General features: G+C 55.9%; 21 protein-coding genes. 11 read left to right on the forward strand and 10 right to left on the reverse strand.

Annotated features, from left to right (window positions below):
* Window positions 1-11: 11 nt before the first annotated feature.
* Window positions 12-2,129, reverse strand: a complete 2,118-nt coding sequence (locus DDZ13_RS02420; RefSeq protein WP_110129820.1) for a cytochrome c3 family protein — start codon at window positions 2,127-2,129, stop codon at window positions 12-14.
* 86 nt (window positions 2,130-2,215) lie between these two features.
* Between DDZ13_RS02420 and DDZ13_RS02425 the strand changes: the two genes are divergently transcribed.
* Window positions 2,216-3,742 carry a phospholipase D-like domain-containing protein gene (locus tag DDZ13_RS02425; RefSeq protein ID WP_110129821.1) on the forward strand — a complete coding sequence of 509 codons (1,527 nt, stop codon included), beginning with the start codon at window positions 2,216-2,218 and terminating at the stop codon, window positions 3,740-3,742.
* On the opposite strand, the gene DDZ13_RS02430 is transcribed toward DDZ13_RS02425, so the two are convergent.
* Complete coding sequence (locus DDZ13_RS02430; protein WP_110129822.1) at window positions 3,739-4,050, reverse strand: ribonuclease III domain-containing protein; 312 nt, start codon at window positions 4,048-4,050, stop codon at window positions 3,739-3,741. The two genes, DDZ13_RS02425 and DDZ13_RS02430, sit on opposite strands and share 4 nt — an antisense overlap.
* A gap of 106 nt (window positions 4,051-4,156) precedes the next feature.
* Here DDZ13_RS02430 and DDZ13_RS02435 point away from each other — a divergent pair, with 106 nt between their 5' ends.
* Window positions 4,157-4,861: a hypothetical protein gene (locus tag DDZ13_RS02435; RefSeq protein WP_110129823.1), complete on the forward strand. Its 705-nt coding sequence runs from the start codon at window positions 4,157-4,159 to the stop codon at window positions 4,859-4,861.
* Between the two features lie 2 nt (window positions 4,862-4,863).
* Here DDZ13_RS02435 and polA read toward each other — a convergent pair whose 3' ends face one another.
* The 5 genes from polA to DDZ13_RS02460 form a co-directional block, all read right to left on the reverse strand.
* Window positions 4,864-7,647, reverse strand: coding sequence for a DNA polymerase I (gene polA / locus DDZ13_RS02440; protein WP_110129824.1), 2,784 nt, complete (start codon window positions 7,645-7,647; stop codon window positions 4,864-4,866).
* A 69-nt stretch (window positions 7,648-7,716) separates the two neighbouring features.
* On the reverse strand, window positions 7,717-9,099 hold the full coding sequence (locus DDZ13_RS02445; protein WP_233246058.1) for a CCA tRNA nucleotidyltransferase: 1,383 nt from the start codon (window positions 9,097-9,099) through the stop codon (window positions 7,717-7,719).
* 81 nt (window positions 9,100-9,180) lie between these two features.
* The gene (locus tag DDZ13_RS02450) at window positions 9,181-10,014 is read right to left on the reverse strand and encodes an NAD(+)/NADH kinase (protein ID WP_110129825.1); all 834 of its coding nucleotides are present in this window, start codon (window positions 10,012-10,014) and stop codon (window positions 9,181-9,183) included.
* A 4-nt stretch (window positions 10,015-10,018) separates the two neighbouring features.
* The gene (locus tag DDZ13_RS02455; RefSeq protein ID WP_146209207.1) at window positions 10,019-10,996 is read right to left on the reverse strand and encodes an SH3 domain-containing protein; all 978 of its coding nucleotides are present in this window, start codon (window positions 10,994-10,996) and stop codon (window positions 10,019-10,021) included.
* Between the two features lie 49 nt (window positions 10,997-11,045).
* Window positions 11,046-11,777: a pseudouridine synthase gene (locus tag DDZ13_RS02460; protein WP_110129827.1), complete on the reverse strand. Its 732-nt coding sequence runs from the start codon at window positions 11,775-11,777 to the stop codon at window positions 11,046-11,048.
* A 99-nt stretch (window positions 11,778-11,876) separates the two neighbouring features.
* Here DDZ13_RS02460 and fabG point away from each other — a divergent pair, with 99 nt between their 5' ends.
* The 5 genes from fabG (at window position 11,877) to DDZ13_RS02485 (ending at window position 16,294) form a co-directional block, all read left to right on the forward strand.
* A complete protein-coding gene (gene fabG / locus DDZ13_RS02465; RefSeq protein ID WP_110129828.1) occupies window positions 11,877-12,623 on the forward strand; it encodes a 3-oxoacyl-[acyl-carrier-protein] reductase in 747 nt (248 codons plus the stop codon).
* 34 nt (window positions 12,624-12,657) lie between these two features.
* A complete protein-coding gene (locus DDZ13_RS02470) occupies window positions 12,658-12,912 on the forward strand; it encodes an acyl carrier protein (protein WP_110129829.1) in 255 nt (84 codons plus the stop codon).
* A gap of 36 nt (window positions 12,913-12,948) precedes the next feature.
* On the forward strand, window positions 12,949-14,232 hold the full coding sequence (fabF, locus tag DDZ13_RS02475; RefSeq protein WP_233246059.1) for a beta-ketoacyl-ACP synthase II: 1,284 nt from the start codon (window positions 12,949-12,951) through the stop codon (window positions 14,230-14,232).
* 71 nt (window positions 14,233-14,303) lie between these two features.
* Complete coding sequence (gene hisH / locus DDZ13_RS02480; RefSeq protein ID WP_110129830.1) at window positions 14,304-14,942, forward strand: imidazole glycerol phosphate synthase subunit HisH; 639 nt, start codon at window positions 14,304-14,306, stop codon at window positions 14,940-14,942.
* 62 nt (window positions 14,943-15,004) lie between these two features.
* Window positions 15,005-16,294: a citrate synthase gene (locus DDZ13_RS02485; protein WP_110129831.1), complete on the forward strand. Its 1,290-nt coding sequence runs from the start codon at window positions 15,005-15,007 to the stop codon at window positions 16,292-16,294.
* 128 nt (window positions 16,295-16,422) lie between these two features.
* Here the strand turns inward: DDZ13_RS02485 and hpt are convergent, their stop codons facing one another.
* The 3 genes from hpt to fbaA all read right to left on the reverse strand — a co-directional run bounded on the left by hpt (window position 16,423) and on the right by fbaA (window position 19,667).
* Window positions 16,423-17,001, reverse strand: a complete 579-nt coding sequence (hpt, locus tag DDZ13_RS02490; protein WP_110129832.1) for a hypoxanthine phosphoribosyltransferase — start codon at window positions 16,999-17,001, stop codon at window positions 16,423-16,425.
* 98 nt (window positions 17,002-17,099) lie between these two features.
* A complete protein-coding gene (locus tag DDZ13_RS02495; RefSeq protein WP_158279753.1) occupies window positions 17,100-18,560 on the reverse strand; it encodes a Gfo/Idh/MocA family protein in 1,461 nt (486 codons plus the stop codon).
* Window positions 18,561-18,635: 75 nt separating this feature from the next.
* Window positions 18,636-19,667: a class II fructose-bisphosphate aldolase gene (gene fbaA, locus DDZ13_RS02500; RefSeq protein ID WP_110129834.1), complete on the reverse strand. Its 1,032-nt coding sequence runs from the start codon at window positions 19,665-19,667 to the stop codon at window positions 18,636-18,638.
* A 312-nt stretch (window positions 19,668-19,979) separates the two neighbouring features.
* On the opposite strand from fbaA, the gene DDZ13_RS02505 reads away from it, so the two are divergent.
* The 4 genes from DDZ13_RS02505 to DDZ13_RS02520 all read left to right on the forward strand — a co-directional run.
* On the forward strand, window positions 19,980-21,758 hold the full coding sequence (locus DDZ13_RS02505; RefSeq protein WP_110129835.1) for a purple acid phosphatase family protein: 1,779 nt from the start codon (window positions 19,980-19,982) through the stop codon (window positions 21,756-21,758).
* Window positions 21,759-21,827: 69 nt separating this feature from the next.
* Window positions 21,828-22,721 carry a hypothetical protein gene (locus DDZ13_RS02510; protein ID WP_110129836.1) on the forward strand — a complete coding sequence of 298 codons (894 nt, stop codon included), beginning with the start codon at window positions 21,828-21,830 and terminating at the stop codon, window positions 22,719-22,721.
* A 2-nt stretch (window positions 22,722-22,723) separates the two neighbouring features.
* Window positions 22,724-24,793 carry an excinuclease ABC subunit UvrB gene (gene uvrB / locus DDZ13_RS02515; protein WP_110129837.1) on the forward strand — a complete coding sequence of 690 codons (2,070 nt, stop codon included), beginning with the start codon at window positions 22,724-22,726 and terminating at the stop codon, window positions 24,791-24,793.
* Between the two features lie 131 nt (window positions 24,794-24,924).
* Window positions 24,925-25,111: transposase (locus tag DDZ13_RS02520; RefSeq protein ID WP_199221015.1), on the forward strand; the 187-nt coding region annotated here is incomplete at its 3' end.

Consider the following 25,111-nt stretch of genomic DNA (forward strand, 5'->3'; position numbering starts at 1 on the left):
ACTCGCTTCGGCTACGGTTGCCCTTGCGCACGGCGCATGGCGCGTTGTGCGGCTTCCGGTTGATTACTGCGAGAGTAGGCGAGTGAGAGGTTGTACCAGGCCCGCGAGAAGTTTGGTTCCAGAGCGACCGCTTCCTCCAGATAGCCGATAGCGGTATTCAAGTCGCCGGTTTCCGCGGCCAGCAAGCCGAGTGAGTAGGGGAAGATTGCGTCCTTCGGGGCAAGCTCCCAGCCCTTGAAGAGACGGGTGCGCGCTTCTTTTTGCAGGCCTGCAGTGCTCAGCAGAATCGCCGCCTGATGATACATCTGGGCGTTGGCGCGATCGAGTTGTATGGCGCGATCAATGTATTTCCGCAGATCGGGCAGCCTTTTCTCCTGAGCGGCGCGGTTTGCCAGAACAAGCAGGGTCTGCGGGCGGTCAGAGTTAAAATCGAGATAGTTGTTCCACTCGGCTAAGGTGCTTTCGTTCGGAATCGCTTGATTGGTATTCTCCAGCGCCCGGGCAGCGGCAATGCGGACCGAACGCGAGCTGTCGGACAGGGCGTCCATCTTGTTGGGGCTTTCCGGGTTAAAGACCAGAAGCGCCGATACGGCTCGTTCCCGAACCAACGGGCTCTCGTCCTTCAACAATGGTCGGAGCGCACCAGCGGCTTGCTCGTTGGGCAAGTATGCGCTGATCAAGCCGGCGTAAGTCGCACGCCATGCGGGAATGTCCTCTTCTTCAAGGAGCGAGATAAGTTGCTGAAGTGCACTTGGGTCGTAGTTGTAGGCGGCGTGGAGGGCGCGGGCTCGTTGCCGCTGACGACTCTTGGCCAGTTTCTCGCCGTACCACTCCTCGACATGTTTGACGGCCCAGTCCACGGACTCGTCGGTATGGCAGGAACTGCAGGCATTGGGGATGCCAAGCTCTTTGGTCATCAGCGGATCCGGCGAATGGAAGCCGTGGTCGGCTCGCGGGTCGACCTGCATGTAAGTGGTTTTGGGCATGTGACAGCTTACACATTGATTCCCGGTGCTGCCTTCGGCGTGAAAACTGTGGGCCAGCGGTTCGATGACCGGCGCTTCCATGTAACCGCTGTCGTGGCAGCGCATGCAGAGCATGTTGTTCTTTACGGGTAGGATTAGCTCATTGCTGTGAGGATTATGGCAGTCCAAACAGCTCACTCCGGCGTGATTCATCCGGCTCATTTGGAAGGAGCCATGGACAAAGACCTCATCCAGAATCTGGCCGTCCGGATAGTAAAGCCCCGGCTGATCGGGTAAGCTCACTCCGAAGTGGTTGTGATAAGCGTCGCCCGGCTTGAAGGCATCGGCGGTAATCTGATCCCGGCGGGAGTGGCAGGAGGCGCAATTATCCTCGATCTGTTCGCGGTCGAGTGGAGGGAGGGAAGTGTTGCCTCCGGAGCGTGCCAGGCGCACGTGCTCTTCCAGTCCGGTGTGGCATTCGGCACAGGCAATCCCTTGTTGGATCCAGGTCGACTCATAGCGATCAGCCTCAAAATCGAAACCCTTGTTATACTCCGTGGTGTGGCAGTAGGCACAATTCGCGTTCCAGTTCATGCCTTGCCCGGTCCAATGGCCCCACTCGCCGGGTACCCGGTCTTCGTGGGCAAAAACATCGACCCACTCGTTTTTGAGCACGTCGTAGGAGGCGCTGATGGTTTGGTACTTGTTGCCTTCGAAGCGTGTGAGATATTGCCGGATGGGTGTGTAGCCAATCACGCCAACGAGTTCATGCCGCTCCGACCCGCCTTCAGCATCGATGACCTCCAGCCAGAATTTGTCCGCCTCCTTTTCCATGCGGTAAGTCACACCCGATTCCTTGATCTCGCGGGTGGGGGTGAATGCCGCCGTATCCAACTCCACCGAGACCGGGCGATTGGCTTTGGCGTGATGGCTCTGTTGCCACTGTTCAAACTCTTCCGCATGGCACTCGGCACAGGAACTGGGCCCGCTACGGGCGAGCCTCGGTCCATCAAAAGTGAAGGGGAATGTTCCGTGCAGGGATTCAACCTTGCTCTTCTGCGTGGCTTCGTAGCCGGAAGAGGGTTTGTCGCCACAACCACTGACGCAAAGGCAGGCGATGGTAATAACAAGCCCATGCAGAATGGATGTGAAGCGAATGAACATTCAGACCACACTGAAATAAGTCTCAATCGGGTCAAGCCTGCCGCGTGGGCTTGATTTATAATAAGTTCGTCGACACCTTAGAATAAATGAAGGTTATCTTGTTGCTTCTGATCGGTGCAGTGTTGGGCATTTCTCTGCTGCCGTATCTACTGTTCCGGCAAAAAGAGATGCCGCCGGGCACGAATCTGGCCAGTCCCGCATATTCTTTTGACTCGGCCGAGCTCTTGATCGACCGCACGGCGTGGGATGAGCAAACCGAGCAATACCTTCGGGAGCATCAGATTTTTGATACGATTCTGAAGGAGGTTCAAGCGGCTGAGACCTTCATTATCGCCGACTTCTTTTTGTGGAATCCCTGGAAGGGCGCAATTGAGGCTGGGGGCAGTCTTCGTCCTCTGGCCGAGGAACTGGCCACCGCACTGATCGAAAAGCGTATCCAAAATCCGGATATGCCGATACTCGTCATTACCGATCCGATTAACCGGATCTACGGTGAACTTGCGCCCGACTTTTACCAGCGAATTGCCGATGCCGGTATCCCGATTGTTTTTACGGCACTGGACCAACTGCCCGATTCAAGTCGGCTGTACGCGCCGCAGGCCTGGTTTTGGTCCCGCTTTCTGCCATCCGAGAAAAAGGACGACGCTCGTTGGGTGCCGAATCCCTTTAATCCCGAGGGGAAGAAGCTGACTCTCGCCCAGCTCGGACGCTTGCTCTATTTTAAGGCCAACCATCGCAAAGTGCTCGTAACAGGGCGCAGTGGCGGCGAGACACGCCTCTTGGTGCCGAGCTTTAATCCAGCCGATGGCAGCGCGAACCATTCCAATATAGGTGTGCTTGTCGACGGGCCGGTTGCCCGCTTTGCCGCCGAGTCCGAACTCGAGGTGGCCGCTTGGTCCGGAGCCGAGGCGGATCATATTCAGGGCGGTCTCACGATGAAAGCAGCTGAAGCCATTTCCGGCATACAGAATTATCTTAGTGTGATGCCTGGTCCGGACTTTGCCCGGCTTGGAGAACCTGCCGTCGCATATCGTAGTGAAGGCGCCATACGGGATGAAATTATTCTCCAGCTTCAAAAGGCAGTTGCCGGCACACGTATCGATATCGGCATGTTCTATTTTTCCGATCGCAAGGTCATCCAAGCGCTCAAGAGTGCGATCAAACGTGGCGCGAAGCTAAGGGTTTTGCTCGATGCCAATCGTGACGCCTTCGGTCGGGAAAAGAACGGAATTCCCAACCGTATTATTGCCGCTGAGCTCATGGAGCTGACCGAGGATCACGAGCTACAGGTTCGCTGGGCCGCCACTCATGGCGAGCAGTTCCACAGTAAAGTTCTGCGTATCAGCGGCCCACAGCAGGAGGTCCTTTTCCTCGGGTCGGCCAACTGGACGCGGCGCAACATCGGCAACCTCAACCTGGAGTCGAATCTGCTCCTGACTAATGTAGCGACAGCCAATCAAAGCTTCGATGCATACTTCGAATCGGTCTGGGGCAATGAACGTGGTTACGCAGAAAGCCTGCCTTACGAGGATCTGGCGGAAAGCGGTTTTTCGCTGACCTGGAAAAAATGGCTCTACCGTTTCCAGGAGTGGAGCGGGGCGTCGACCTTCTAGCCTTTTCTCCGGTAGCTGCCAGGTTGGCGTCGCTTGGCCAGCTGCTTTTTGAAGAGTGGCACGAAGGTTTCCTCGATGTGGTCAAAGGCGGCCTGTAGGCCGTCGCTCTCATAGATCACTCCGATCTCCGCTTCCATTGCCGTGGGTTCCCCGATGGCGGAGAGAAACTTGTTCGAGGTCATCCGAATGAAGGCGTCGTGACGGTCCTCCTTTTTGATTTGCGGGGCCTTGAGGATCCACCCACGGGCGAAGAGTGCCAGCACGGCGTCGCCGATCCAGGCCTTGGTGCGTTTTTCGTCTTCGATCATGAAAGTTAGCTCTAATCAGGTGGGGCACAGGCTCAAGCCAAGGTTTATTTTGATTAATCAAAATAAACTTCTTGAACATACAAAATTAGCCTCTAAACAGGCTGCCATGTTTGACAAAATACCAAGAAAAGGACTCCTGATTCCGGGCTTGATAAATTTTCTTCTCACCCAGGGCGCGATGGGAGAGAGCTGGACTTATGAGGTCACGACGACATGGGAATCAAAATATGTCGAAAACGGCCGGAACGAACTTCCTGAAGGCGGCATCTTTACCGCGGAAGCACTGGCTGAGTACAAAGGCCTGAGCCTGGGCGCATGGTCTGTCCTCGGGGACAGTGTTGACTACAAGGAATTACAGTTGAGTGCCGCCTACGAAATTGCCTTTGAGGGATTCGACCTGACGGTAGGATGGACCCATCTTGAGTTTGATCCCGCTTCCGCCGATGACGATGAAGTCTTCCTAGAACTGGTGCCGGGGCATATCGGCGGTTTTGAGTTCACCGCCGGGATCGTTTACTCCTTTGAAGCAGGCGGAAGTTTTCTGGAGCTGACCTTGGCTTATCCCTTCGCTTTCATGGAGGAGAAGTTGACCGTCGAGCCCTACCTGCAGGAAAATTTCGATTTCGGGTACCGTACGGCTGCGCACGATGGGTTGAGCAATTTTCAAGTCGGACTGGAAGCAAGTTATGCTCTGAATGAGTACGTCTCGGTTCTCGGATTTGTATCCCACAGTTGGGCACAGGCGGATGTCGAGCGGGAAGGGCTCGGCGACGTCAGCTGGGCGGGCCTGGGGCTGAGGGCGAGTTTCTGATTTTAGTGTGCCTCCAGCCAGTTGTCTCCGATCCCGATTTCGATTTCGATCGGGCAGTCGAGCTCAAGCGCGCCCACCATGCCTTCGGTGACGAGTTCCCTGAGCTGGGTTTCTTCGTCCGGGTGCATGTCGAAGACGAGTTCGTCATGCACCTGCAGGAGCATACGGCTTTTTAATTGAGCCTCTGTCATGGATTTTTGGATACGTACCATGGCGAGCTTGATCATGTCGGCGGCCGTACCCTGGATGGGCATGTTGATGGCGTTGCGCTCGGCGGCGGCCCGGATGGTGCCGTTGCTGGAGTTGATATCCCGCAGGCTGCGGCGGCGCCCGCAGACGGTTTCGACGTAGCCCTGCTTTTTCGCTTTCTTTTTTTGCGCTTCCATGTAGCTGGGGATGCCGGGGAACTGCTTGAAATACTGGTCGATGATGTCCTGGGCCTCGGTGCGGCTGACGGCGCCGCCGAGTCGCTGGGAGAGGCCGAAGGCGGAGATGCCGTAAGGGATGCCGAAGTTGACCATCTTGGCGGTGCTGCGCTGGTCGCGGGTGACGGCGTCCAAGGCGACGTCGAAAATTTTGGCAGCCGTAGCGGTGTGAATATCGCGCTTTTCCTTGAAGGCGGTGAGCAGGCCTTCGTCGCCGGTCAGGGCGGCGAGAATGCGCAACTCGATTTGCGAGTAGTCGGCGGCCAGTAGTTTCCAGCCTTCCCTGGGGACGAAGGCCTTGCGGATCTCACGGCCGCGCTCGCTGCGCACGGGGATGTTCTGCAGGTTGGGGTCGTTCGAGGAGAGTCGGCCGGTAGCGGTCTGGACCTGACCGTAGTGCGTGTGGACGCGGCCGGTCTTCGGGTCGACGCTGTTGGGGAGCGCGTCGATGTAGGTACTCCGCAGTTTGCTGAGTTGGCGGTACTCCAAGAGGTCGGCTACGATCTGGTGCTTGGGAGCGAGTGTGGAGAGGACCTGTTCGTTGGTCGCGTATTGCCCGGTTCTGGTTTTCTTCGGCTTCTCCACCAGTTTAAGTTCATCAAACAGGACTTCCCCCAGCTGCTTGGGCGAGTTGAGGTTGAATTCACGTCCGGCCGCCTCGTAGACGCTGTCCTGGAGTGCGATGATGTGGTCTTGAATCGAAAGCCCGGTATCTTTGAGCGTCTGTTCGCACATGCGGATGCCCTCGCGCTCCATCGCGACCAGTACGGGAAGGAGCGGCGTTTCGATTTCAAAAAAGACTTTGGCCTGGCCCACTTCGTCGAGCCGGGGCTTGAAACCTTCCAAGAGTTGCAGGGCGATGTCGGCATCTTCGATGGCATAGTTGGCCAGGGCCTGCGGCTCGACGCCGGAGTAGTCGAGGGCCTCGCCTTTTTTCGCCTCGGGGAAGAGTTCGGAAAACCGGATAGTGGAATACTGGAGGATGTCTTCCGCCAATACGTCGAGATTGTGGCGCTGCTCCGGGTCAATCAGCGCGTGGGCCAGCATGGTGTCGTAGCAGGCGCCATTGACCGGGCAGTCCTGCTCGGCCAGTACCGCGAGGTCGAATTTCAGGTTATGCCCGATCTTGGTCAACGAGGGGTCGGCGAAGACGGGGCGGAGTGCCGCCAGCGCATCTTTCGAGGTGGGCACCCACCAGCCGCTGTGGGCCTTGGTGGAAAAGGACAGGCCGACAAGATCGGCGCTGCGGGGGTTCAGCGCAGTGGTCTCGGTGTCAAAAGCAAATTCACCGGCGTCCCGGAGAGCCTGCACAAGTTCATCCAATCCCTCAGTATCCCGTACCACGCGATAATCTGTCTCAAAGTCGGACAGTTTCTTGAACGGCATCTCCGGAATCAGGTCGAGCTGGCCGCCGTCATCCTTTGCAGCGGCCTTCTCGTCGTCCTCGCTCTTCAACACGAGGTCCTGGGCTGCTTCCTGGACAGAAAAATCATTGCCGAAGATGCGTTTCCCCAGAGTGCGGAACTCGAACTCGGTAAAGATCGGCACCAGCTTCTCCTTGTCTGGTTCATCGAGTTGCAGGTCGTCCCAGGAAGCTTCCACCGGCACGTCGAGCTGAATGGTGGCGAGCTTCTTGGAGAGCAAGGCCTGTTCGGCGTTATCGCGTACTTTCTCCTGTTGCTTCCCCTTGAGTTCATCCACGTGGTCGAGCAGGCCTTCGACGGTGTCATATTTCGCCAGCAGCTTTTCCGCGGTCTTCGGGCCGATCCCCGGCACCCCTGGAATGTTGTCGGAGACGTCGCCGCAGAGCCCGAGCATATCGATAACCTGTTCGACACGTTCGATGCCCCACTTCTCGCAGATTTCCTTGATGCCCCAAATTTCAGCGGCGTCGCCTTTCCTCGAAGGGCGATACATTTTGATTTTTTCGGTCACCAGTTGGCCGAAGTCCTTGTCCGGGGTGACCATGAAAATTTCTTCGAAGCCGTCGGCTTCGGCCCGGTGGGCGAGGGTGCCGATAATGTCGTCCGCTTCGTAGCCATCCTTCTTTAAAACGGGAATACCGAAAGCTTCTGCGATTCGGTCCAGGTGGGGTAGCGCCGCCGAGAGGTCTTCCGGCATGTCTTCCCGGTTGGCCTTGTATTCCTTGTGTAGTTCGTGCCGCTCGGTGGGCGCGTCGGTATCGAAGACCACCGCCATGTGGCTGGGCTGACGGTTGATCATCAGCTCAATCAGGGTCCCGGTGAAGCCGAAAATGGCCGATGTGTTGAAGCCCTTGGACGTATAAATGGGGCTGCGAATGAGGGCAAAGTGGGCACGGTAGGCCAGCGCCATGCCGTCGAGAAGGTAAAGAGTCTTCATGCGATGAACATTGAACGCTGAACATCGAACATCCAACTCTGAATACGCGGAAAGTATTCCTAGAGTTTTTTAAAGTATCTCTCTGACCAACTTTCGGAGGTAAGCGCGTCCGGAATCCTCATTGTCAAACGCGCCGTCGAGCTGGGCTTCGTAAGCGCGGTCGAGGATTTTGCCGAAGTGGGGGCCGGGTTTGATGTCGAGCTCGATGAGGTGGCGGCCGAGGAGAATGGGCTTTGGCGCGTTGTCCTGAATGGCGAGTTGTTTTGACTTCTCCAACAGCCATTTCCCTTCGGGGAAACTATCGGGTTGGATCGGAGGCCGCCCGCTCTTGTCGGCATGGGCCACGCGTACGAGGCGGTCGACCCGTTTCACCCGTGCCGCCAGACGGCGCACCGCCGAGTCGCCCGCGCCGTCACGGTAGAGGGCGAGTGGACGCATGTGTTGTTCGACCAGGGGGAGGACCTCTTCAAAGATTTTCTTTTGGCGGGTGAGGCGTTCGAGGAATGCTTTGGCCACGGGTACACCTTCCACGTCATGACGGGGGCTGCGGATGCGACCGGTATCATCGGTGTAGCTGGTGTCGGGCTTGCCGAAGTCGTGGCAGAGTACGGCGAGCCCGACAACGAGGTCTTCCCACTCGTCGCCGATTCTTTCGGCCGCATAGGCATCGAGGCAGTGCAGGGTGTGGACCCAGACGTCGCCTTCCGGGTGCCACTTCGGATCCTGTTCGCAGCCGACGAGTGCGTCCAGTTCGGGGAAGTGCTGGAGCCAGTCGCAATCCTTCAGAAAATTCAGGCCTGCCGAGAGCGATTGGCCCTTGAGGATGAGCTTTTTCCATTCTTCCCAGAGACGTTCAGCAGGCAGGTCGGCCGGGTTGAGTTCGCGGCAGAGCTCGACGGTCCCGGAGTCTGCCTTTAACTGAAAGCGTGCTACGAATTGCATGCCGCGCAGTACGCGGAGCGGATCTTCACTAAAAGCGGCGGAAACGTGGCGAAGCGTCCGTGTTTTAAGATCGGCCACACCATCAAAAGGATCAATGATCTCCCCGGTCAATGGGTCACAGCAGATCGCGTTGATGGTGAAGTCGCGACGTGAGGCGGCTTCTTCCGGCGACATGTCGGGATCGCCTTCAACTTTGAAGTCGGTGTGCCTCGGCCCGGTTTTGGATTCGCGCCGGGGAAGGGCCAGATCGATTCCCTCGCCCTTGAGAATGAGCACGCCAAATGATCGACCGACCGTATCCAGACGAAAGTATGGTTTGAGGGCTGCTTCGACCGCGTCGACCGCCAGCCCATAAACTTCCATGTCAATATCCTTGGCCTGAATGCCAAGCAAGGCATCACGCACGCAACCTCCGACCAAATGGGCTCTGCCTCCGTGGGATTGTATGAGTTCAGCTACCTTTAATGCGCTGCCTCTTTGGTCGGGTGCGATCTGTTCGAGGATGTTCAAAAGAAAAAGGTTAACCGCGCAGTTCGCAGAGTTTTAAAGTGCTCCTTTTCTCTGCGCACTCTGCGGTTAAAAGAGATCCATTCATCGAATCGCCGGGTCACCCCAGTCGAGTTTGCCGCGAACGATGGCGAAGTGCGAATGGTCGGGATTCTGCATGAGACGGAACACCTTTTCCGCGACGGTGATCTTGATGGGGAAATTGCCGTTTGGTTCGAAGCGCACGCGCCCGTCGACGGTTATTCTGGGGCAGGTTTCGCTGTCGCCACTGACCACGGTGATTTCGGATGAGTTGTCAAAGATGACGGAGCGGTTGCCCAGGGTGTGCGGGCAGATCGGCGTCATGGCGATGGCGCTGACGCGCGGTCCTATGATCGGTCCGCCGGCGGAAAGGTTGTAGGCCGTCGAGCCCGTCGGTGTGGCAAAGATAAGCCCGTCGCAGTGGTATTCGGAAACCGGGTTGCCGTTCGAGGAAACTTGCAAACGGATGAGGCCCCGGCCTTCGGTCTCCTTCAACACGACATCATTCAAACCGTAGACAGACTCACCCTGGCTGGTGGTGCATTCCAGTACCGAGCGATCGGCGATGCTGTAGTTGCCTTTGATCAGGGCAGACAGGCGCTTGCCCGCTTCTTCCTGGGTGTAGGTCGCGAGAAATCCGAGTTTGCCCAGATTCACCCCCAGTACGGCGGCACCGGAATTCAGCGCGGCGTCGAGCACGCCCAGCAGCGTGCCGTCACCACCGATAGCAATGCAGAGGTCTTGCCCCTCAAGCGCGTCCGGAGGCAGAGGGTAATCCGTGGAGGACTTTGTTTTAACTCCCTCACGCTCAGCCAAGTCGGCCAGAAAACGGGCCGCTTCCAGCGCGCCGGGTTTCGTCGAATTGACGGCAAAGGTGATGGTTTCAATGGCTTTCATGTCTCTAGTCCGCAAGCCGGATGTCCCGAACGAAGAGGACCAAGTCTCCTTCGCTTGAGGGAACGGGCTCAAGATGGCCGCGCAGGTAGACGCGTTGGTTGAGATAGGGAGATAAGTCTTCGATAAAATAGCCGGAAAAATCAACGTAGGCAATCAATCGACCCTCATCGGAGCGCAGGCGGATCGGGTAGGCGGGTGCACTGGTCTCGATTTTACGAACAAGATTGCCGACGAGTAGCCGGAGTGGTTTGTCCTCTGCCGGAGCTTTTTTCGCGTTGGCTTCCCGGGCCTGGGTTTGGCCGGGGCTGACCATTATACCTTTTGGGAGATTGGGTGGTGAGGTCTCCTTGGTTGCAGCTTGTAGTTGAGGTTCGCGAATCGGCTCGGATGTCCGCGGTGCACTTTTCCAGACGACGTTTTCCGGAGGCAGGTCGTCGGGCGAGGTTTGTCCGACACCAAGAGCCGGGTCGAAGTCGGCGGCTTTGGGCTCGGGTGTGTGTGTGGGTGCATCGATTGACAGATCGAGTACCGGAGGCTTGGGAGCCGGTTCCACCTCTTGAGTCGGAGCGGTCGAAGGGAGCGCTCCGGCGCGGTAGTAGGTCTTGAGTTGTTTGTTCAACCGGATGGTGGCCCATTCATCTTTAACGCTTTTGACTTCATAAAAGTCGCCGTCTTTTGCCCGGGTGATGACTTCGGAATTTGCGTCGGGCAAAAAATGGACCGCTGTGTCCTGAACGATGGCAAAACTTTTCGTCAGGGTCGCGGTGGGAACATATCCTTCAAAGGGGATCTTAAGATCGAGTTGCATCCATTCGCTTTTTTCAACAACTGGCGCGGCATCGAGCAGGACTTTTTCCGTTGCCGTAATCCGAGTGATGATCGGTGCTTTCGCCTCGGGGCGCAGGCGTAGAATGATGTCTTCGGCTGAGGCCAAGCCTGAAACGGAGACCAGCAGCAGTGCTGTGGTTAATATAGCGGGCACTTTTCTCATGGGCCGCAATCTTGGCGAAGAATAAAGGCTTTGACCAGCGTCAAGCGAAGAGGCGTTCGATGTCTTTTTTGCCCAGTATCTTAATCCCTCCTTTGGGGATGTTTTTAAGAATGCATCCCCCGATCTGCACACGCACGAGTTTTTTCACGTAGTAACGGTTCGCTTCAAACAAGCGCCGCACTTCGCGCTTTTTCCCGTGATGCAGGTGAACTTCCAATCTGCGCTGATGACCTTCGCCCACCGCCGGTGCAGGGATGACCTTTTCCGCTTTTAGAAAGTCGCCTTCGTAGTCCACGCCTTCGAGCAACTTCGGAATATCTTCCTTGTTGAAGTCACGGTGCAGCACCACGCGGTAGCGTTTGACGATTTCAGTGCTCGGGTGCGTGATGCGGTTGGCCAGGTCGCCGTCGTTGGTTAATACCAGTAGTCCCTCGCTGTCCTTGTCGAGGCGTCCGGCGCAGAAGAGGCGCTTCTTCTGCAGGTCAGACGGGAGGAGTTCGAATACGGTGTGTCCGCCGTGAGGATCGGAGTTCGTGCAAAGTACGCCCTTCGGCTTGTTCATAAGCAGAACGACCGGTGCTTCATTGCTCGGCCGCAGTGGCTTGTTGTTCACAAAAATCGCGTCTTTCGTCGTCCCTTTGTCGCCCAGTTGCGCGATTTTTCCGTTTACCCGTACAAGACCATCCTCGATCAGGCGCTCGGCTTCTCGGCGTGAGCACAGGCCTGCGTTGGCTATAATCTTCTGAATGCGCTGTTGTTCCTCTTCGGGCATCCCAAACTTGAGGCGATCTCATGGGCAGCTGTCAATGTTGCTCGAAAGTAACATTCGTGCTTGCCCGCAGAGAATATCCTTTTGAGGCTGTTCCAACTCATGACTGAATCTACCGAGAAAAAAGTAGCCCTGGTAACGGGTGCCGGCCGAGGAATCGGCAAAAGTATCGCCGAGCTTCTTGCGTCCAAGGGGCACCACGTCGTCTGTGTGAGCCGTTCCGAAGGTTCTTGCGGCGCTGTGGCCGATGCTATCAATGCGGATGGCGGCTCAGCCGAGTCCCTCGCCGTTGATGTTTCCGACAAGGCGGCCGTGCAAGCGGCCTGCGAGAAACTCCTCGAAGCACACGGCACAGTTGATATCCTCGTCAATAACGCCGGTATCACCAAAGATGGTTTGCTCTTCCGCATGAGCGATGACGACTGGGAGGATGTGATTGCCACGAATCTGACCAGCTGCTTCTCTTTCATCAAGCATCTCGCCCGTCCTATGACGCGCAAACGCTGGGGCCGCATCATCAATATGTCCTCCGTGATCGGATTGACCGGTAATGCAGGACAGGCGAACTACGCTGCGGCCAAGGCCGGGATGATCGGACTGACCAAAAGCCTCGCCAAGGAGTTTGCCGCCCGCAATGTGACGGTTAACGCAGTCGCCCCCGGCTTTATCGCCACGGACATGACGGCGGAACTCAACGAAAAGCAGCAGGAAGCTATCGTCGGGATGGTTCCCATGAAGCGTATGGGTCAGTCGTCGGACATTGCGGCGACTACCGCATTTCTCGCCTCCGAGGAGGCTGGCTATATCACCGGACAGGTTTTTACAGTTGACGGTGGTATGGTGATGTGATGCTCAAAACCCTTTAACTTAATCCTATAATTATATGGCAGACCAAACTATCGAACAACGCGTTAAGACCATCATCGTCGACCAACTCAACGTCAACGACGAGCAAGTGACTCCGGAGGCATCCTTCCTGGATGATCTTGGTGCCGATTCACTCGACACAGTCGAGCTGATCATGGCTTTCGAAGAGGAATTCAGCGATGAGATCGACGGTGAAATTCCCGAATCCGACGCAGAAAAGCTCCAGACCGTAGGTGATGTGATCAAATACATCACTGAAAAGGCCGGATAAAAATTCTCCTTTCCTACTCTACATTAAGCCGCTTAAATGCGGCTTAATTTTTTTACCGAGACCATGAGTGGAGATATTGATAAAAGACGAGTCGTAATAACCGGCATCGGCACCGTGACGAGCTACGGTGACGGTGTGGATACCTTTTGGGAGAACCTGTTGGCGGGCAAAAGCGGGATCAGTCGGGTGGAATCCTTCGACGTGACGGATTATCCCTCGCAGGTCGGTGCAGAATGTCTGCATTTTGATGCCGGCAAATACATGGATCCCAAGGAGGCCCGCCGGAACGACCGTTATACGCAATTTGCCGTTGCCGGGGCCCGCATGGCGCTTGACGACGCAAATCTGGACCCGGAGAAGATCGAGTCGGATCGGTTTGGTGTTCTGATCGGTTCCGGGATTGGCGGGATGATCACCATTCAGACGCAAAGCCGCCGCCTCTATGAAATGGGCCCGCGCAAGGTCTCTCCTTTCATGATTCCCTCTTTGATTGCCAACATTGCCAGTGGTGTGGTCGCTATCGAAGTCGGTGCCCGCGGGCCTAACTTTGGTATTGTCAGCGCTTGTGCCTCTGGCACTCACAGCATCGGCGAGGCTTTTCAGATGATTCGCGACGGTGAGGCTGATGTCATGCTGGCCGGGGGGAGCGAAGCGGCGATTACCGAGCTGGGCTACGCCGGCTTCTGTTCGATGAAAGCCATGAGCACGAGCTACAACGATGCGCCTGAAACCGCCAGCCGACCCTTCGATAAGGGTCGCGATGGTTTCATCATGGGTGAGGGGACCGGTGTCCTGGTCATGGAAACACTCGAGCATGCGCAAGCACGCGGTGCTACCATCTATTGCGAGGTCGGCGGTTACAGCGCGACCTGCGATGCCTACCATATTACTTCACCTGATCCCGAGGGTAAGGCGCTTGGCGCCGCTATGACGAATGTCGTCAAGGAAGCCGGCATCACTGCGGACGATGTTAGCTACATCAATGCGCACGGCACCTCCACGCCCTACAACGACAAATTTGAAACCGGAGCGATCAAGAAGGCTTTCGGCGAAGCAGCTCACAAATTGGCGGTATCTTCGACAAAAGGCATGACCGGTCACCTCCTAGGTGCGGCTGGTGGCATCGAGTCGGCCGTCTGTGCTCTGGCAATTCGCGATAACAAGATTCCGCCCACAATTAATTACAAGGATCCGGATCCGGATTGTGACCTTGATTACGTGCCGAACACCATGCGGGAGACAGAGGTCAATGTTGCCATGTGCAATAACCTCGGCTTTGGCGGTCACAATGCCACACTTCTGTTCAAGAAGCTGGGCTAGGCGGTTTTCTCAGCACGGGTGTCATCCACAAAGCCGACATGAAATAGGTGCTTATTCGCTCTCGCGCTTAGATGACATCCCAAGAAAACAGCTCTCGGCCACGGCTTGCCGTCATTGATTACGGAATGGGTAACCTACGTAGTGTCCTGCGTGCCTGGCAACACATCGGAGCGGATGCCTATCTGGTGCATGCCCCCAAGGAGCTGGAAGGGGCGGATGCCGTCGTCTTTCCCGGGCAGGGCGCAATAGTGGATGCCATGCGGCTGCTCAAAGACACCGGCTTCGATCATGCGATTCGTGACTGGATCGCTGCCGACCGACCGTTTTTCGGGGTTTGCCTTGGTTTTCAGGCCCTTTTCGAACATTCGGAAGAGGGCGATTCCGAGGGACTAGGCGTCTTCAAGGGTTCAGTGAAGCGTTTCCGGGTCGATCCGACCCTTAAGATTCCCCACATGGGCTGGAACACGGTCACTTTTGAGGAGGGAGCGCCCTACACCGACGGGCTCGTTTCCGGTCAGGACCAGTTTTATTTCGTTCACACTTACTACGTGGAGCCTGCAGATCCAGCACTGACTCTTTTCGAAACCGATTATGGTGGAAAATTTGTCTCCGGGGTTTGCTCCGGCAGATGTGTTGCCACACAATTCCACCCTGAAAAAAGTCAGGCAAAAGGATTGCATCTCTATCGTAACTTCTTGAGAACGCTTTAGCAGGCGGCTAGTTAGCAAGGCTTTACATTATTTCTGCGTTTTATAAGACACGACCCACACACATGGAAAAGACAGGCACAATACGACTCGGCAACGAGAACTTTGAGTTTCCTATCATCGAAGGAACTGAAGGCGAAAAAGCATTGGATACGCGCACTTTGCGGGCGAAATCCGGCTGCATCACTTTTGATGAAGGCTACGGAAATACCGGCTCCTGCCAAAGTGACATTAGCTTCATTGACGGCGAAAAGGGAATTCTGCGCCACCGCGGCTACCCCATCGAGCAACTGGCGGAACACTCGTCTTTTCTCGAAACGGCCATGCTCGTGATCTACGGCGAACTGCCTCATGAGGAGTGCCTGGATGCTTTCCGCCAGCACGTGCGCCGGAATGCCTCTATCCACACGGGCATGCATCATCACTTTGACGGTTTCCCCAGCGACGCACACCCCATGGCAATTCTTTCGGCCATGCTCAACTCACTGGGCGCGTACTACCCGGAAATGTCTTCCAACAACCGGGATCAGGACCTTGCCCACTTCGACGAAACCGCTGCTCTTCTGATCTCTAAAGTCCGTACCATCGCGGCCATGACCTTTCGGATGAAGATGGGACTCCCTTTTGAGTATCCCGACCACAAGCGCCGCTACACTGAGAACTTTCTGCACATGATGTTCTCTGAGCCCTACGGCGAATACGTTGATGACCACGGGGCTGCGGAGGCACTCGACCTCTTCCTGATGCTGCACGCTGACCACGAGCAGAATTGCTCAACCTCGACCGTCCGGATGGTCGCTTCAGGTGGCGCGAATCTCTTCGCCTCTGTCTCTGCCGGTGTTTGTGCGCTTTGGGGCCCGTCTCACGGCGGTGCCAATATGGCCGTCATTAAGATGCTGGAGGAAATTCATCAGGACGGCGATGACGGCACCCGCTTCATCGAAGCCGCCAAAAAGGGCGAGGCCAAGTTAATGGGCTTCGGTCACCGTGTTTATAAGAATTATGATCCACGGGCCAAGATTCTCGGCAAGAGTGCGGAGAATATGCTTCAGAGCATGGGCATGCAGGACCCCCTTCTCGATATCGCCAAGCGTCTCGAGCAGGCTGCATTGGAAGACGATTATTTTGTTTCCCGCAAGCTTTACCCGAATGTGGACTTCTACAGCGGCATCATCCTCAAAGCGATCGGTATCCCTGTCGAAATGTTCACGGTGATGTTTGCTATCGGCCGTATGCCGGGCTGGATCGCGAACTGGAAGGAAATCGCTGAGAATCCAAAGAGTCGCATTCACCGCCCCCGCCAAATTTACACCGGCGAGACGCAGCGTGATTACGTTAAGCTCGGCGACCGCTAATTGAAACGTCGAACGTTCAACATTGTACGCTCCTACCATGAATTGAAGTCAGTTCGATGTTCGATGTGGCCCGGTTCTTCGTTGCACTCGCCCCCGACCATCTCCCTTCGCTCGGAACGATGCCCGATCTAGGTCCACTCCGGAGGATTCTGTAGCTCCGGCTTGAGGACACCGATACAGGGCAATTGCCGGTAGCGCTCGGCAAAGTCCAGACCGTAGCCGACCACGAATTCGTCCGGGATCTGGAAACCGACGAAATCGGCTTCAAAATCAACACTACGGGTGGTCTGCTTGTCGAGCAGCACGCAGGTACGCAGCGACGCTGGTTGTAGCTTACGAAAGATCTGGCAGACGCGCGAAAGCGTCTTTCCGGTGTCCAGAATGTCGTCGATCAGCAGCACATCGACATCCTTCAGGTCGAGGCGGATCTTATCGATGATCTCCGGCTCCTGCATAGGGCGGGTTTCATCGCGGTATGATGAGACCCGGATACAATCGAGTTGAATGGACAGGTTGAGCTCGCGGATCAAATCGGCGACGAAAATGATAGCTCCGTTGATGATGGCGATCACAGCCAGTTCCTTGCCCTCGTAGGTCGCATTGATCTCGCGGCCGAGTTCAGTAAGGCGTGACTTGAGTGCAGCCTCATCCACGAGGATGGTGTCCAAGTCTTCAAGGGGATTGGGAACTGCGTCGTTAGCCTGCATTAGCTTTTAAATGCCTATTGTTTGTATAATTTCAAGGTGTTCCCGCGATTCTACGCGAGAGTTTACACAGTGTTGCCGGTTATGATCTGGTAATGCCACTAAACTACTGGCTTCAGCTCGAAACCTTTTCGATAGTGGGGGCCTGTCAGGCTTTCATCGACCCAAGGGCCCTCGATCGTGCGGAGCGTGGGATCAATTTGCAGGCTCTGGCCGACAAAATACTCCGGTTCCGGGATGCCCCATGCGGTCAGTTGTTCATCCTGACTGGACAGGATTTTCGACAAATCATGGTTTGAGCTAAGAAATTCCTTGAGTGAATTCGACCCGGCCAGTTCACCCACGCGATGACTGATATTGGAAAAATGAGCCAGGCAGGCAGACGCATTCGCCGAACGGATGCTGGATCTCAGAAGTGATGAATCCGAGGCTTTGACCGCATCAACAAAGTTTCTGGGATGCGTTTCGCCGCCATCACCGGGAAACTTTTTGATGACGGTTTTGCCGTCAGGCTCCACGGCCATCATGCCAAAACGACCGCCCTTGAGGTAGCCCTTCTCGCATTCGGCAACAATACCGACGCGGGTTCCCATGAAGTGCGGGGAAACATTACGATCAGGGGAAAGCCTCATGTCGTTTACCTCGATAATGACATCGGCCCCGCCCATTTGAAACCAGGAGGTGATCATATTTGGGGTGTCGCCGGCGTCATCCCAGGCGAAGCGGTTACCAAACGTTTGTATCTTGCGGGGCAGTTCCGGATCGCCCAGCAACCAGCAAACCAAATCGATCTCATGTACCCCCTGGTTGCCGATGTCGCCGCTCCCGGTGTGGAAGTCCCAGTGCCAGTCGTAATGGAACTGTGGACGCATCAGGGTGTGCTGTTTCGCGGGTCCAAGCCAGAGGTCGTAATCGACAGTATCCGGAATTTTCAAGGGTTCGGTCAGCTTGCCTATGGAATCGCGATTGCGGTAGCAGATGGAGCGGACCTTCCGGATTTTACCTAGATTGCCGTCCTGCACATATTTGATGCCGGCCCGTGGTCCGGTGCTGGATCGGTTTTGATAACCGGCCGCGATGACCTTGCTGTATTTCCGTTCCGCCGCTTCCAGTTGAGCGCTTTCCCAGGGGGTAAAAGACACAGGCTTCTCGAGATAGACATGCTTGCCGGCCTGCATCGCCTGAATCGCATGCAGCGCGTGCCAGTAGTTTGGCGAGGCAATGACGACGGCATCGATATCCATGCGCTCGTAGAGCTTTCGGTAGTCCTGAATGTGGTCGACCTTCAAAGTCTCTTCGGATGGACGTTTCTTGTTGAATCGCGCCATCATCCCATCCATCCGTGCCGTGTCCGGATCGCAGATCGCTACGATTTCGACATCAGGCAGCTTGTGAAACATCTTCAGATGTTCGTTACCGCGGATGCCACAACCCACAATCGCCAGCCGCAGGCGACTGTTCGCTCCCAAAATTTGCTGGCCTCTCAGGCTTGCCGAAATAAACGCGCAGGAGCCGAGTTTCAGAAAGTTGCGACGGGATCTTAGAAGATTGGATTGATTCATAGTGTTAAAATACAAGAGCATAAAAAAGCCGGGTGCTGATGCAACCCGGCTTTTGTGAAATACTATGTGTCGAACTTAGACCGTGCCAAAGATGGTCTTGCCGTTGGAGCACAGGTCCTCGGCTGCCTTAACCAGGCGTGCGGCCATGTTGGCTTCTGCCTTCTTGAGGTAGCTGCGCGGGTCGTAAGTCTTCTTGTTGCCGACTTCACCGTCGATCTTGAGCACACCTTCAATGTTTTCACAGATGTGTGTTACGACCGGACGGGTGAAGGCATACTGCGTGTCGGTGTCGATGTTCATCTTGACCACACCGTATTCCAGGGTTTCCCGGATGTCGCTCAGTTCAGAGCCCGAGCCACCGTGGAAAACGAGGTCCATCTTGGCCTCTTCGCCGTGCTTGTCGATGACCGCTTTCTGGCCGTCGCGGAGGATCTCCGGCTTCAGTTTGACCGCGCCGGGCTTGTAGGAACCGTGCACGTTACCGAATGTCGCGGCAAAGAGGAAACGGCCGATCGGCTGGAGCGCCTCGTAGACGTCGAGCATGTCGCCGGGAGTGGTGTAAAGCTTGTCGATCGGAAGGCCGGAGGTGTCGTGGCCGTCTTCTTCACCGCCGACGCAGCCGGCTTCGACTTCGAGGATGATGTCGAGTTCAGCGCACTCCTTGAGCAGCTCCTTGGAAATCTTGAGATTCTCTTCAAGGTCGACCACGGATCCGTCGAACATGTGGGACTGGAAGAGCGGACCCTTGCCCTCGGCCTTGCGCTTGCGCGAGGCTTCGAAAAGCGGCTTCAGGAAGCTGTCGACCTTTTCCGGGTGGCAGTGGTCGGTGTGGAGAGCTACAAGCACGTCGTATTTCTCCGCAAGAATGTGAGTCGCTTCGGCCAGAACGATGGCACCGAAGGCTGCGTCTTTCACGTCCAAACCGGAAGCGAATTGACCACCGCCAGTCGAAACTTGGATGATGCCGTCGGACTTTGCGTCGGCAAAGGCTTTGAGAGCGGCGTTAATCGTGGTGATCGATGTGACGTTGACCGCCGGATAGGCGTAGTTGCCCTTCTGGGCAGCATCAATCATTGCGGCGTATTGAGCAGGTGTTGCTACTGGCATGACTAGGGATTAGTTTATGTTATTGTTAATCGGACTAAGTTAAGACGTCCTAATATTATAATGACAAACGAAGCAACATAATTCGCCAGTCCGCAGTTTTTTCAACCATCGATTTCGATAACCTCCGAATCCGAAGGCTCGGATTTTGGGCAAAAAGAGGGGATTTTCAGGAGATGGGGCGAGTTCTTGCAAATCGTCGCCACCCTGAGAACCTCACGGCTTCCTTATTGTCCCCTTTCCTAAAGCAGCCTTCCTCTTTTTACTCACGTCGACTTGGATAGTGGGTGCATCCCTCGAGAAGGAAAACCCGACATGACTGACATCACGAACCGAATCGTATCTTTCTTATTGGCTTCCATTTTTACCGCGACCGGTGCTGTAGCCGAGCTTGTCCCGCAGGGAGCGGTTTGGCGGTATTTGGACGATGGCAGCGACCAAGGTAACGCTTGGCGCGGGCTCGTATTTGACGATGCGCACTGGAAGGAGGGCCGGGCCCAGTTGGGTTACGGAGATGATGACGAAGTGACCAAACTCGCGCCATTCCAGAGAACCTACTATTTCCGGCACAGTTTCGACCTGGAAGCGATTCCGAACCAAGATGCGCTTTCCCTGGACCTGCTTTACGATGATGGGGCGATTGTCTTTTTGAACGGTTTGGAAATCCACCGGACGGAACTCATGCCCGGAGACACAACCGTGTCCTACGACCAACTGGCAAAGCGTCCCTCCGCCGATAACGCAACGGATGAAGATATCGCTGTGCCGGCTTCGCTGCTTCGCGAGGGGCGTAATGTCCTCGCTGTCGAAGTGCACAATCAGAGCAAAAAAAGTTCGGACATCAGCTTTGACCTCTCGCTTGGGCGGGGAGAGCCGACCCAAGCGATTGAGCCGCCTTCGCAGATTCGATTGATCTGGGTTGATGACCCGTCGACGACAATGACGGTCGGCTGGACGCACGGCGGTGGCTCCGACGCCACCGTTCATTACGGCTCCAGGGACAAAGGCCAGAAGCCTGAAGCTTACCGCTTTTCCACGTCGGTCGACCGGACGATTGCTTATTCCGGCGGTGAAATCGTCAGCAAGTTCGCCCGGCTCACGGGGCTCAAGCCGGATACGGCGTATTATTTTGTTTTGTCCGACGATTCCGGAGTGAGCCCCCGTTATTACTTTCGCACGGCGCCGGATAAGCCCCGTCCGTTCAGCTTTATCGCCGGAGGAGACAGTCGCAACAACAGGACCCCCCGGCAGAATGCCAATCGTATGGTCGCCAAATTGCGTCCGCTGTTCGTGGCCTTCACTGGGGATATGATAAACCGGGACAATGCGAGCGAGTGGGACGAGTGGTTGAGCGACTGGCAATTGACAGTGAGTGAAGACGGGCGGATGTATCCCATTCTGCCCCATCGCGGCAATCATGAGGGCCGGGGTAACCGCACAATTTACGATCTCTTTGATACAACGCCGGACAATTACTACGGCCTCACTTTCGGCGGTGGCCTGCTGCGCTATTACGTTTTGAATTCACAGTACGGCGAATCGATTCAGGCGGACTGGTTGCAGTCGGATCTGGATTCCCTCGGGGGCAGCGAGACCTTCACGCATCTGGTCGCAGGGTATCATAAACCGATGCGCCCTCATACGAGCGGGAAGGCCGAAGGCAGCGCGGAGTACGAGGCGTGGGCGGGGCTTTTTTACAAGAACCGCTTTGATTTGGTCATCGAGTCGGACTCGCATGTCATGAAGCGCACGCTTCCGCTCAGGCCATCCATTGAGGCGGGGCATGATGAAGGCTTTGTCGTCGATGAAGAGGAGGGGACGGTCTACACCGGTGAAGGTTGTTGGGGCGCCCCGCTGCGCTCAACCAACGATGCCAAATCGTGGACTCTGGATTCCGGAAGTTTCAACGGGTTTGATCTCATTCACGTCCGCGAGCGGCACATGGAGTTGTATACGGTAAAGGTTGACTCGGTCGACGCGGTCGATGCCCTGCCCGCGAAAGCAAAGGGGCTTCCTTTGCCCCAGGGGCTGTCCCTTTGGGAGGCCAATGGGGGTGCCCGCTTGGTCATCCCGCGGGATGCGAGCACTGATTAGAGGAGACGGATCCGGCGTATTCTGGCAAACGGTCATCAGGGGACATTTAATGACGAATCGGGCAGAAGGGTGAAGGTCGCGACCAGAAGTAACGAAACAGAGCGGGACTGGGTCCTGTACTGTCTCCGTTTTGCGGTGTCAGCGCTTTTCCTGGGGCGGGGATATCTTTACCTGAGTGACCTTGCGCCACTTTCGGCGTTTCTTTGGAATCAGGATTTGTTGGAGCGGCCGCTGGAGTGGCTGACCGGTATGAGCTGGGAGTCTTACTCCGCCCATTCCGAAGGTTTTATTCTCACCATGCAGCGGACCATGGGCATGCTGTTTCTCGCCGCCGCACTTCCCTGTTGGTATGTGCGGGGGAGTCGCCGTCGCTTGGTCAACGGTCTCGTGCTTGCGGCCGGCCTGTTTCTTTTTGTTTACGGATTACTGCGCTGGAGTGATGCCGACTTCCGGATTGCGATGCTGCTTGAGCAGTCGCTGCAATGGGGTGCGCCCTTACTACTCATGCTTTACGGCCGGGTCCGCGATTCGCGCTGGACGGCGTTGGCCGCTTTGCTGATCGCCGCCACTTTTATCGGGCATGGGTGCTACGCTCTCGGGCTGAGCGTGCCGCAGAATCACGAATTCGTCAATATGACCATGCGAGCGCTGAGTTTGGGGCGACCGGGCGCCCTCATTTTTCTTCATGCCGTGGGCGTCCTCGATTTTTTGGTTCCGGTTCTTTTCTGGGTGCCGAAGCTGCGTCTTTATGCGCTGGCTTATGCCGCATTCTGGGGTCTTTTAACCGCATTCGCGCGTATCTTTAGTTACTGGACGCCGGCCGAGGATTTTTACGGAATGCACCCATGGGTGGCGGAAACCATCGTCCGCTTGCCGCACGGCCTCATCCCGCTTGCGCTGCTGCTCATTTATCTAATGAAAGACTCTCACTTGCATAAATCCTCCAGTGGGACCTCTTTGTAGGCGTGGATTTTCAATTAAACAGTGCCTACAGCCCGCAGGGGGACCAGCCCGAAGCGATTCGAGCGCTCGTGGATTCAGTACGCTCAGGCAACCGTTACCAGACGCTGCTGGGCGTCACCGGATCGGGGAAGACCTTTTCCATGGCCAATATGATTCAGGAGCTGCAGCGCCCGGCGCTGATTATTTCCCACAACAAGACGCTGGCCGCGCAACTTTACTCCGAATTCAAGGCCTTCTTCCCGGATAATGCGGTGGAATACTTCGTCAGCTACTACGATTACTATCAGCCCGAAGCCTACATTCCGCAGACGGATACTTATATTGAGAAAGACTCCTCAATTAATGACGAGATTGAACGACTTCGAATTTCGGCTTCGTCGTCCCTGCTCAGTCGTCGCGATGTGATCGTGGTGGCCAGTGTCTCCTGTATCTACGGCTTGGGTTCGCCCGAGGATTTCAAAACCATGATGATTCCTTTGGAGCCGGGTATCGAAATTTCGCGAGACAGTTTTCTGGAGCAGTTGGTCAATTCACTATACGAGCGTAACGACGTGGATTTTCGTAACGGCACTTTCCGGGTTCGTGGCGATGTGGTGGATATTTATCCGGCCTACATGGAGAGCGCGATTCGGGTGGAGTTCTGGGGTGATGAGATCGAGAGCATCCGCGAACTGGACCCCGTGACGGGGGAGGCCGGGGCCCCGCTGGAAATGTTTAATCTCTATCCGGCAACACAATACGTCACGCCAAAGGACAAGATTGAAAGCGCGATCAAAGGAATTCGGGCCGAACTCGACGAGCGTGTGGCTTGGTTTGAATCGCAGAATAAGCTCATCGAAGCGCAGCGTATCCGCATGCGAACCGAGTATGATATCGAGCTGCTGCAGGAGATGGGCTTTTGCACGGGAATCGAGAACTATTCGCGTTACTTGTCCGGTCGGAAAGCTGGGGATCGCCCCTTCTGTCTGATTGATTTCTTTCCGGATGATTTTCTTCTCTTTATTGATGAGAGTCATGCCACCCTGCCGCAGGTGCGGGCCATGTATAACGGCGACCGCGCGCGCAAGGAACGGCTCGTGGAATATGGTTTTCGTCTTCCATCAGCGCTGGATAACCGCCCGCAAAAGATCGAGGAGTTCGAGGAAATTACCGGGCAGACGATCTATGTTTCGGCCACACCCGCACAGCATGAGTACGATGTCTCGGAGACAGTTGCCGAGCAAGTTATACGTCCTACGGGGCTCGTCGATCCGGCTATGGAAATCCGTCCGATCAAGGGGCAGGTCGAAGATTTTATCGGAGAGGCACGCAAGGCGGCGGAGGCGGGCGAGCGTGTGCTCGCCACCACCTTGACGAAGCGCATGTCGGAGGACCTGACTGATTTTCTCCGCGAGGCTGGGCTGGAGGTTGAATATCTCCATTCCGATATTGATGCGATTGAACGGGTGGAGATTTTGCGCCGCTTACGTTTGGGTGATTTCGACGTTTTGGTGGGGGTTAACCTGCTCCGGGAGGGACTCGACCTGCCGGAGGTGGCGCTGGTTGCGATTCTTGATGCCGACAAGGAGGGCTTTCTTCGCAGCACGACCAGTTTGATTCAAACGGCAGGCCGGGCCGCCCGACACGAGAAGGGGCGTGTGCTGCTCTATGCCGATAATATCACCGGCTCGATTCAGGAGACGCTCAAAATTACCGAATACCGGCGCGAGAGGCAGTTGGCTTACAACAAGGAACACGGCATCACCCCGCAAAGCGTAAAACGAAGCATTGAGGATAGCCTGCATGCACCCGGGAAGGGTTACGATCAGGAAGACGATCCCGCAATGGCCGTCGCGGAATCGGATGATCGCGATGTGGCCAATGTTATCGCCGAGATGGAAGAAGAGATGCTCGAGGCCGCCCGTAAGCTGGAATTTGAAAAGGCCGCCATGCTCCGGGACCAGATCGACACTCTGCAAAGCGGCAAGCACGGCGGGGGCGCATCAGGCGGTGCCAAGTCCAAGCCGAAGAAGAAGCGCAAATCCAAAGCCGTCTATAACGCCAAAGGTCTACCAAAGCGAAAGCGCCGGTAAACGAAGCTAAAATCAGTGTACATTTCCAACACAACCAGCAAAGGATCATTATAAAAATTACGTTACTAATATAGGGACAGGCAAATAACAATTGACTACAGGCTGCATAAAAGACATCTATAACAGTTGATATGCGAACCCGGCGTCTAAAGGTAAGTGGCAGCGATGCGACCTATCACTGTATGACCAGGACGGTGAATGGAGAGCGTTTGTTTGGTGATCGGGAGAGGGAGATCCTGCGGAAGATGATCTGGCAGGTGGCGGATTTCTGCGGGGTCGAGGTGTTGACCTACTGCGTGATGGCGAATCACTTTCATG

Source organism: Coraliomargarita sinensis (genome assembly GCF_003185655.1).
GTDB classification, from domain to species: Bacteria; Verrucomicrobiota; Verrucomicrobiia; order Opitutales; family Coraliomargaritaceae; genus Coraliomargarita_B; species Coraliomargarita_B sinensis.

Bases quoted from the DNA above. Each gene is read 5' to 3' on its own strand.
- DDZ13_RS02430 (WP_110129822.1), bottom strand. From the start codon at position 4,050: ATGATCGAAGACGAAAAACGCACCAAGGCCTGGATCGGCGACGCCGTG.
- hpt (WP_110129832.1), bottom strand. From the start codon at position 17,001: ATGCAGGCTAACGACGCAGTTCCCAATCCCCTTGAAGACTTGGACACC.
- DDZ13_RS02450 (WP_110129825.1), bottom strand. From the start codon at position 10,014: ATGAAAGCCATTGAAACCATCACCTTTGCCGTCAATTCGACGAAACCC.
- polA (WP_110129824.1), bottom strand. From the start codon at position 7,647: ATGAAGACTCTTTACCTTCTCGACGGCATGGCGCTGGCCTACCGTGCC.
- DDZ13_RS02425 (WP_110129821.1), top strand. From the start codon at position 2,216: ATGAAGGTTATCTTGTTGCTTCTGATCGGTGCAGTGTTGGGCATTTCT.
- DDZ13_RS02435 (WP_110129823.1), top strand. From the start codon at position 4,157: ATGTTTGACAAAATACCAAGAAAAGGACTCCTGATTCCGGGCTTGATA.
- DDZ13_RS02495 (WP_158279753.1), bottom strand. From the start codon at position 18,560: ATGAATCAATCCAATCTTCTAAGATCCCGTCGCAACTTTCTGAAACTC.
- DDZ13_RS02485 (WP_110129831.1), top strand. From the start codon at position 15,005: ATGGAAAAGACAGGCACAATACGACTCGGCAACGAGAACTTTGAGTTT.
- fabG (WP_110129828.1), top strand. From the start codon at position 11,877: ATGACTGAATCTACCGAGAAAAAAGTAGCCCTGGTAACGGGTGCCGGC.
- DDZ13_RS02505 (WP_110129835.1), top strand. From the start codon at position 19,980: ATGACTGACATCACGAACCGAATCGTATCTTTCTTATTGGCTTCCATT.
- DDZ13_RS02460 (WP_110129827.1), bottom strand. From the start codon at position 11,777: ATGCCCGAAGAGGAACAACAGCGCATTCAGAAGATTATAGCCAACGCA.
- fabF (WP_233246059.1), top strand. From the start codon at position 12,949: ATGCGGCTTAATTTTTTTACCGAGACCATGAGTGGAGATATTGATAAA.
- hisH (WP_110129830.1), top strand. From the start codon at position 14,304: ATGACATCCCAAGAAAACAGCTCTCGGCCACGGCTTGCCGTCATTGAT.
- fbaA (WP_110129834.1), bottom strand. From the start codon at position 19,667: ATGCCAGTAGCAACACCTGCTCAATACGCCGCAATGATTGATGCTGCC.
- DDZ13_RS02470 (WP_110129829.1), top strand. From the start codon at position 12,658: ATGGCAGACCAAACTATCGAACAACGCGTTAAGACCATCATCGTCGAC.
- DDZ13_RS02420 (WP_110129820.1), bottom strand. From the start codon at position 2,129: ATGTTCATTCGCTTCACATCCATTCTGCATGGGCTTGTTATTACCATC.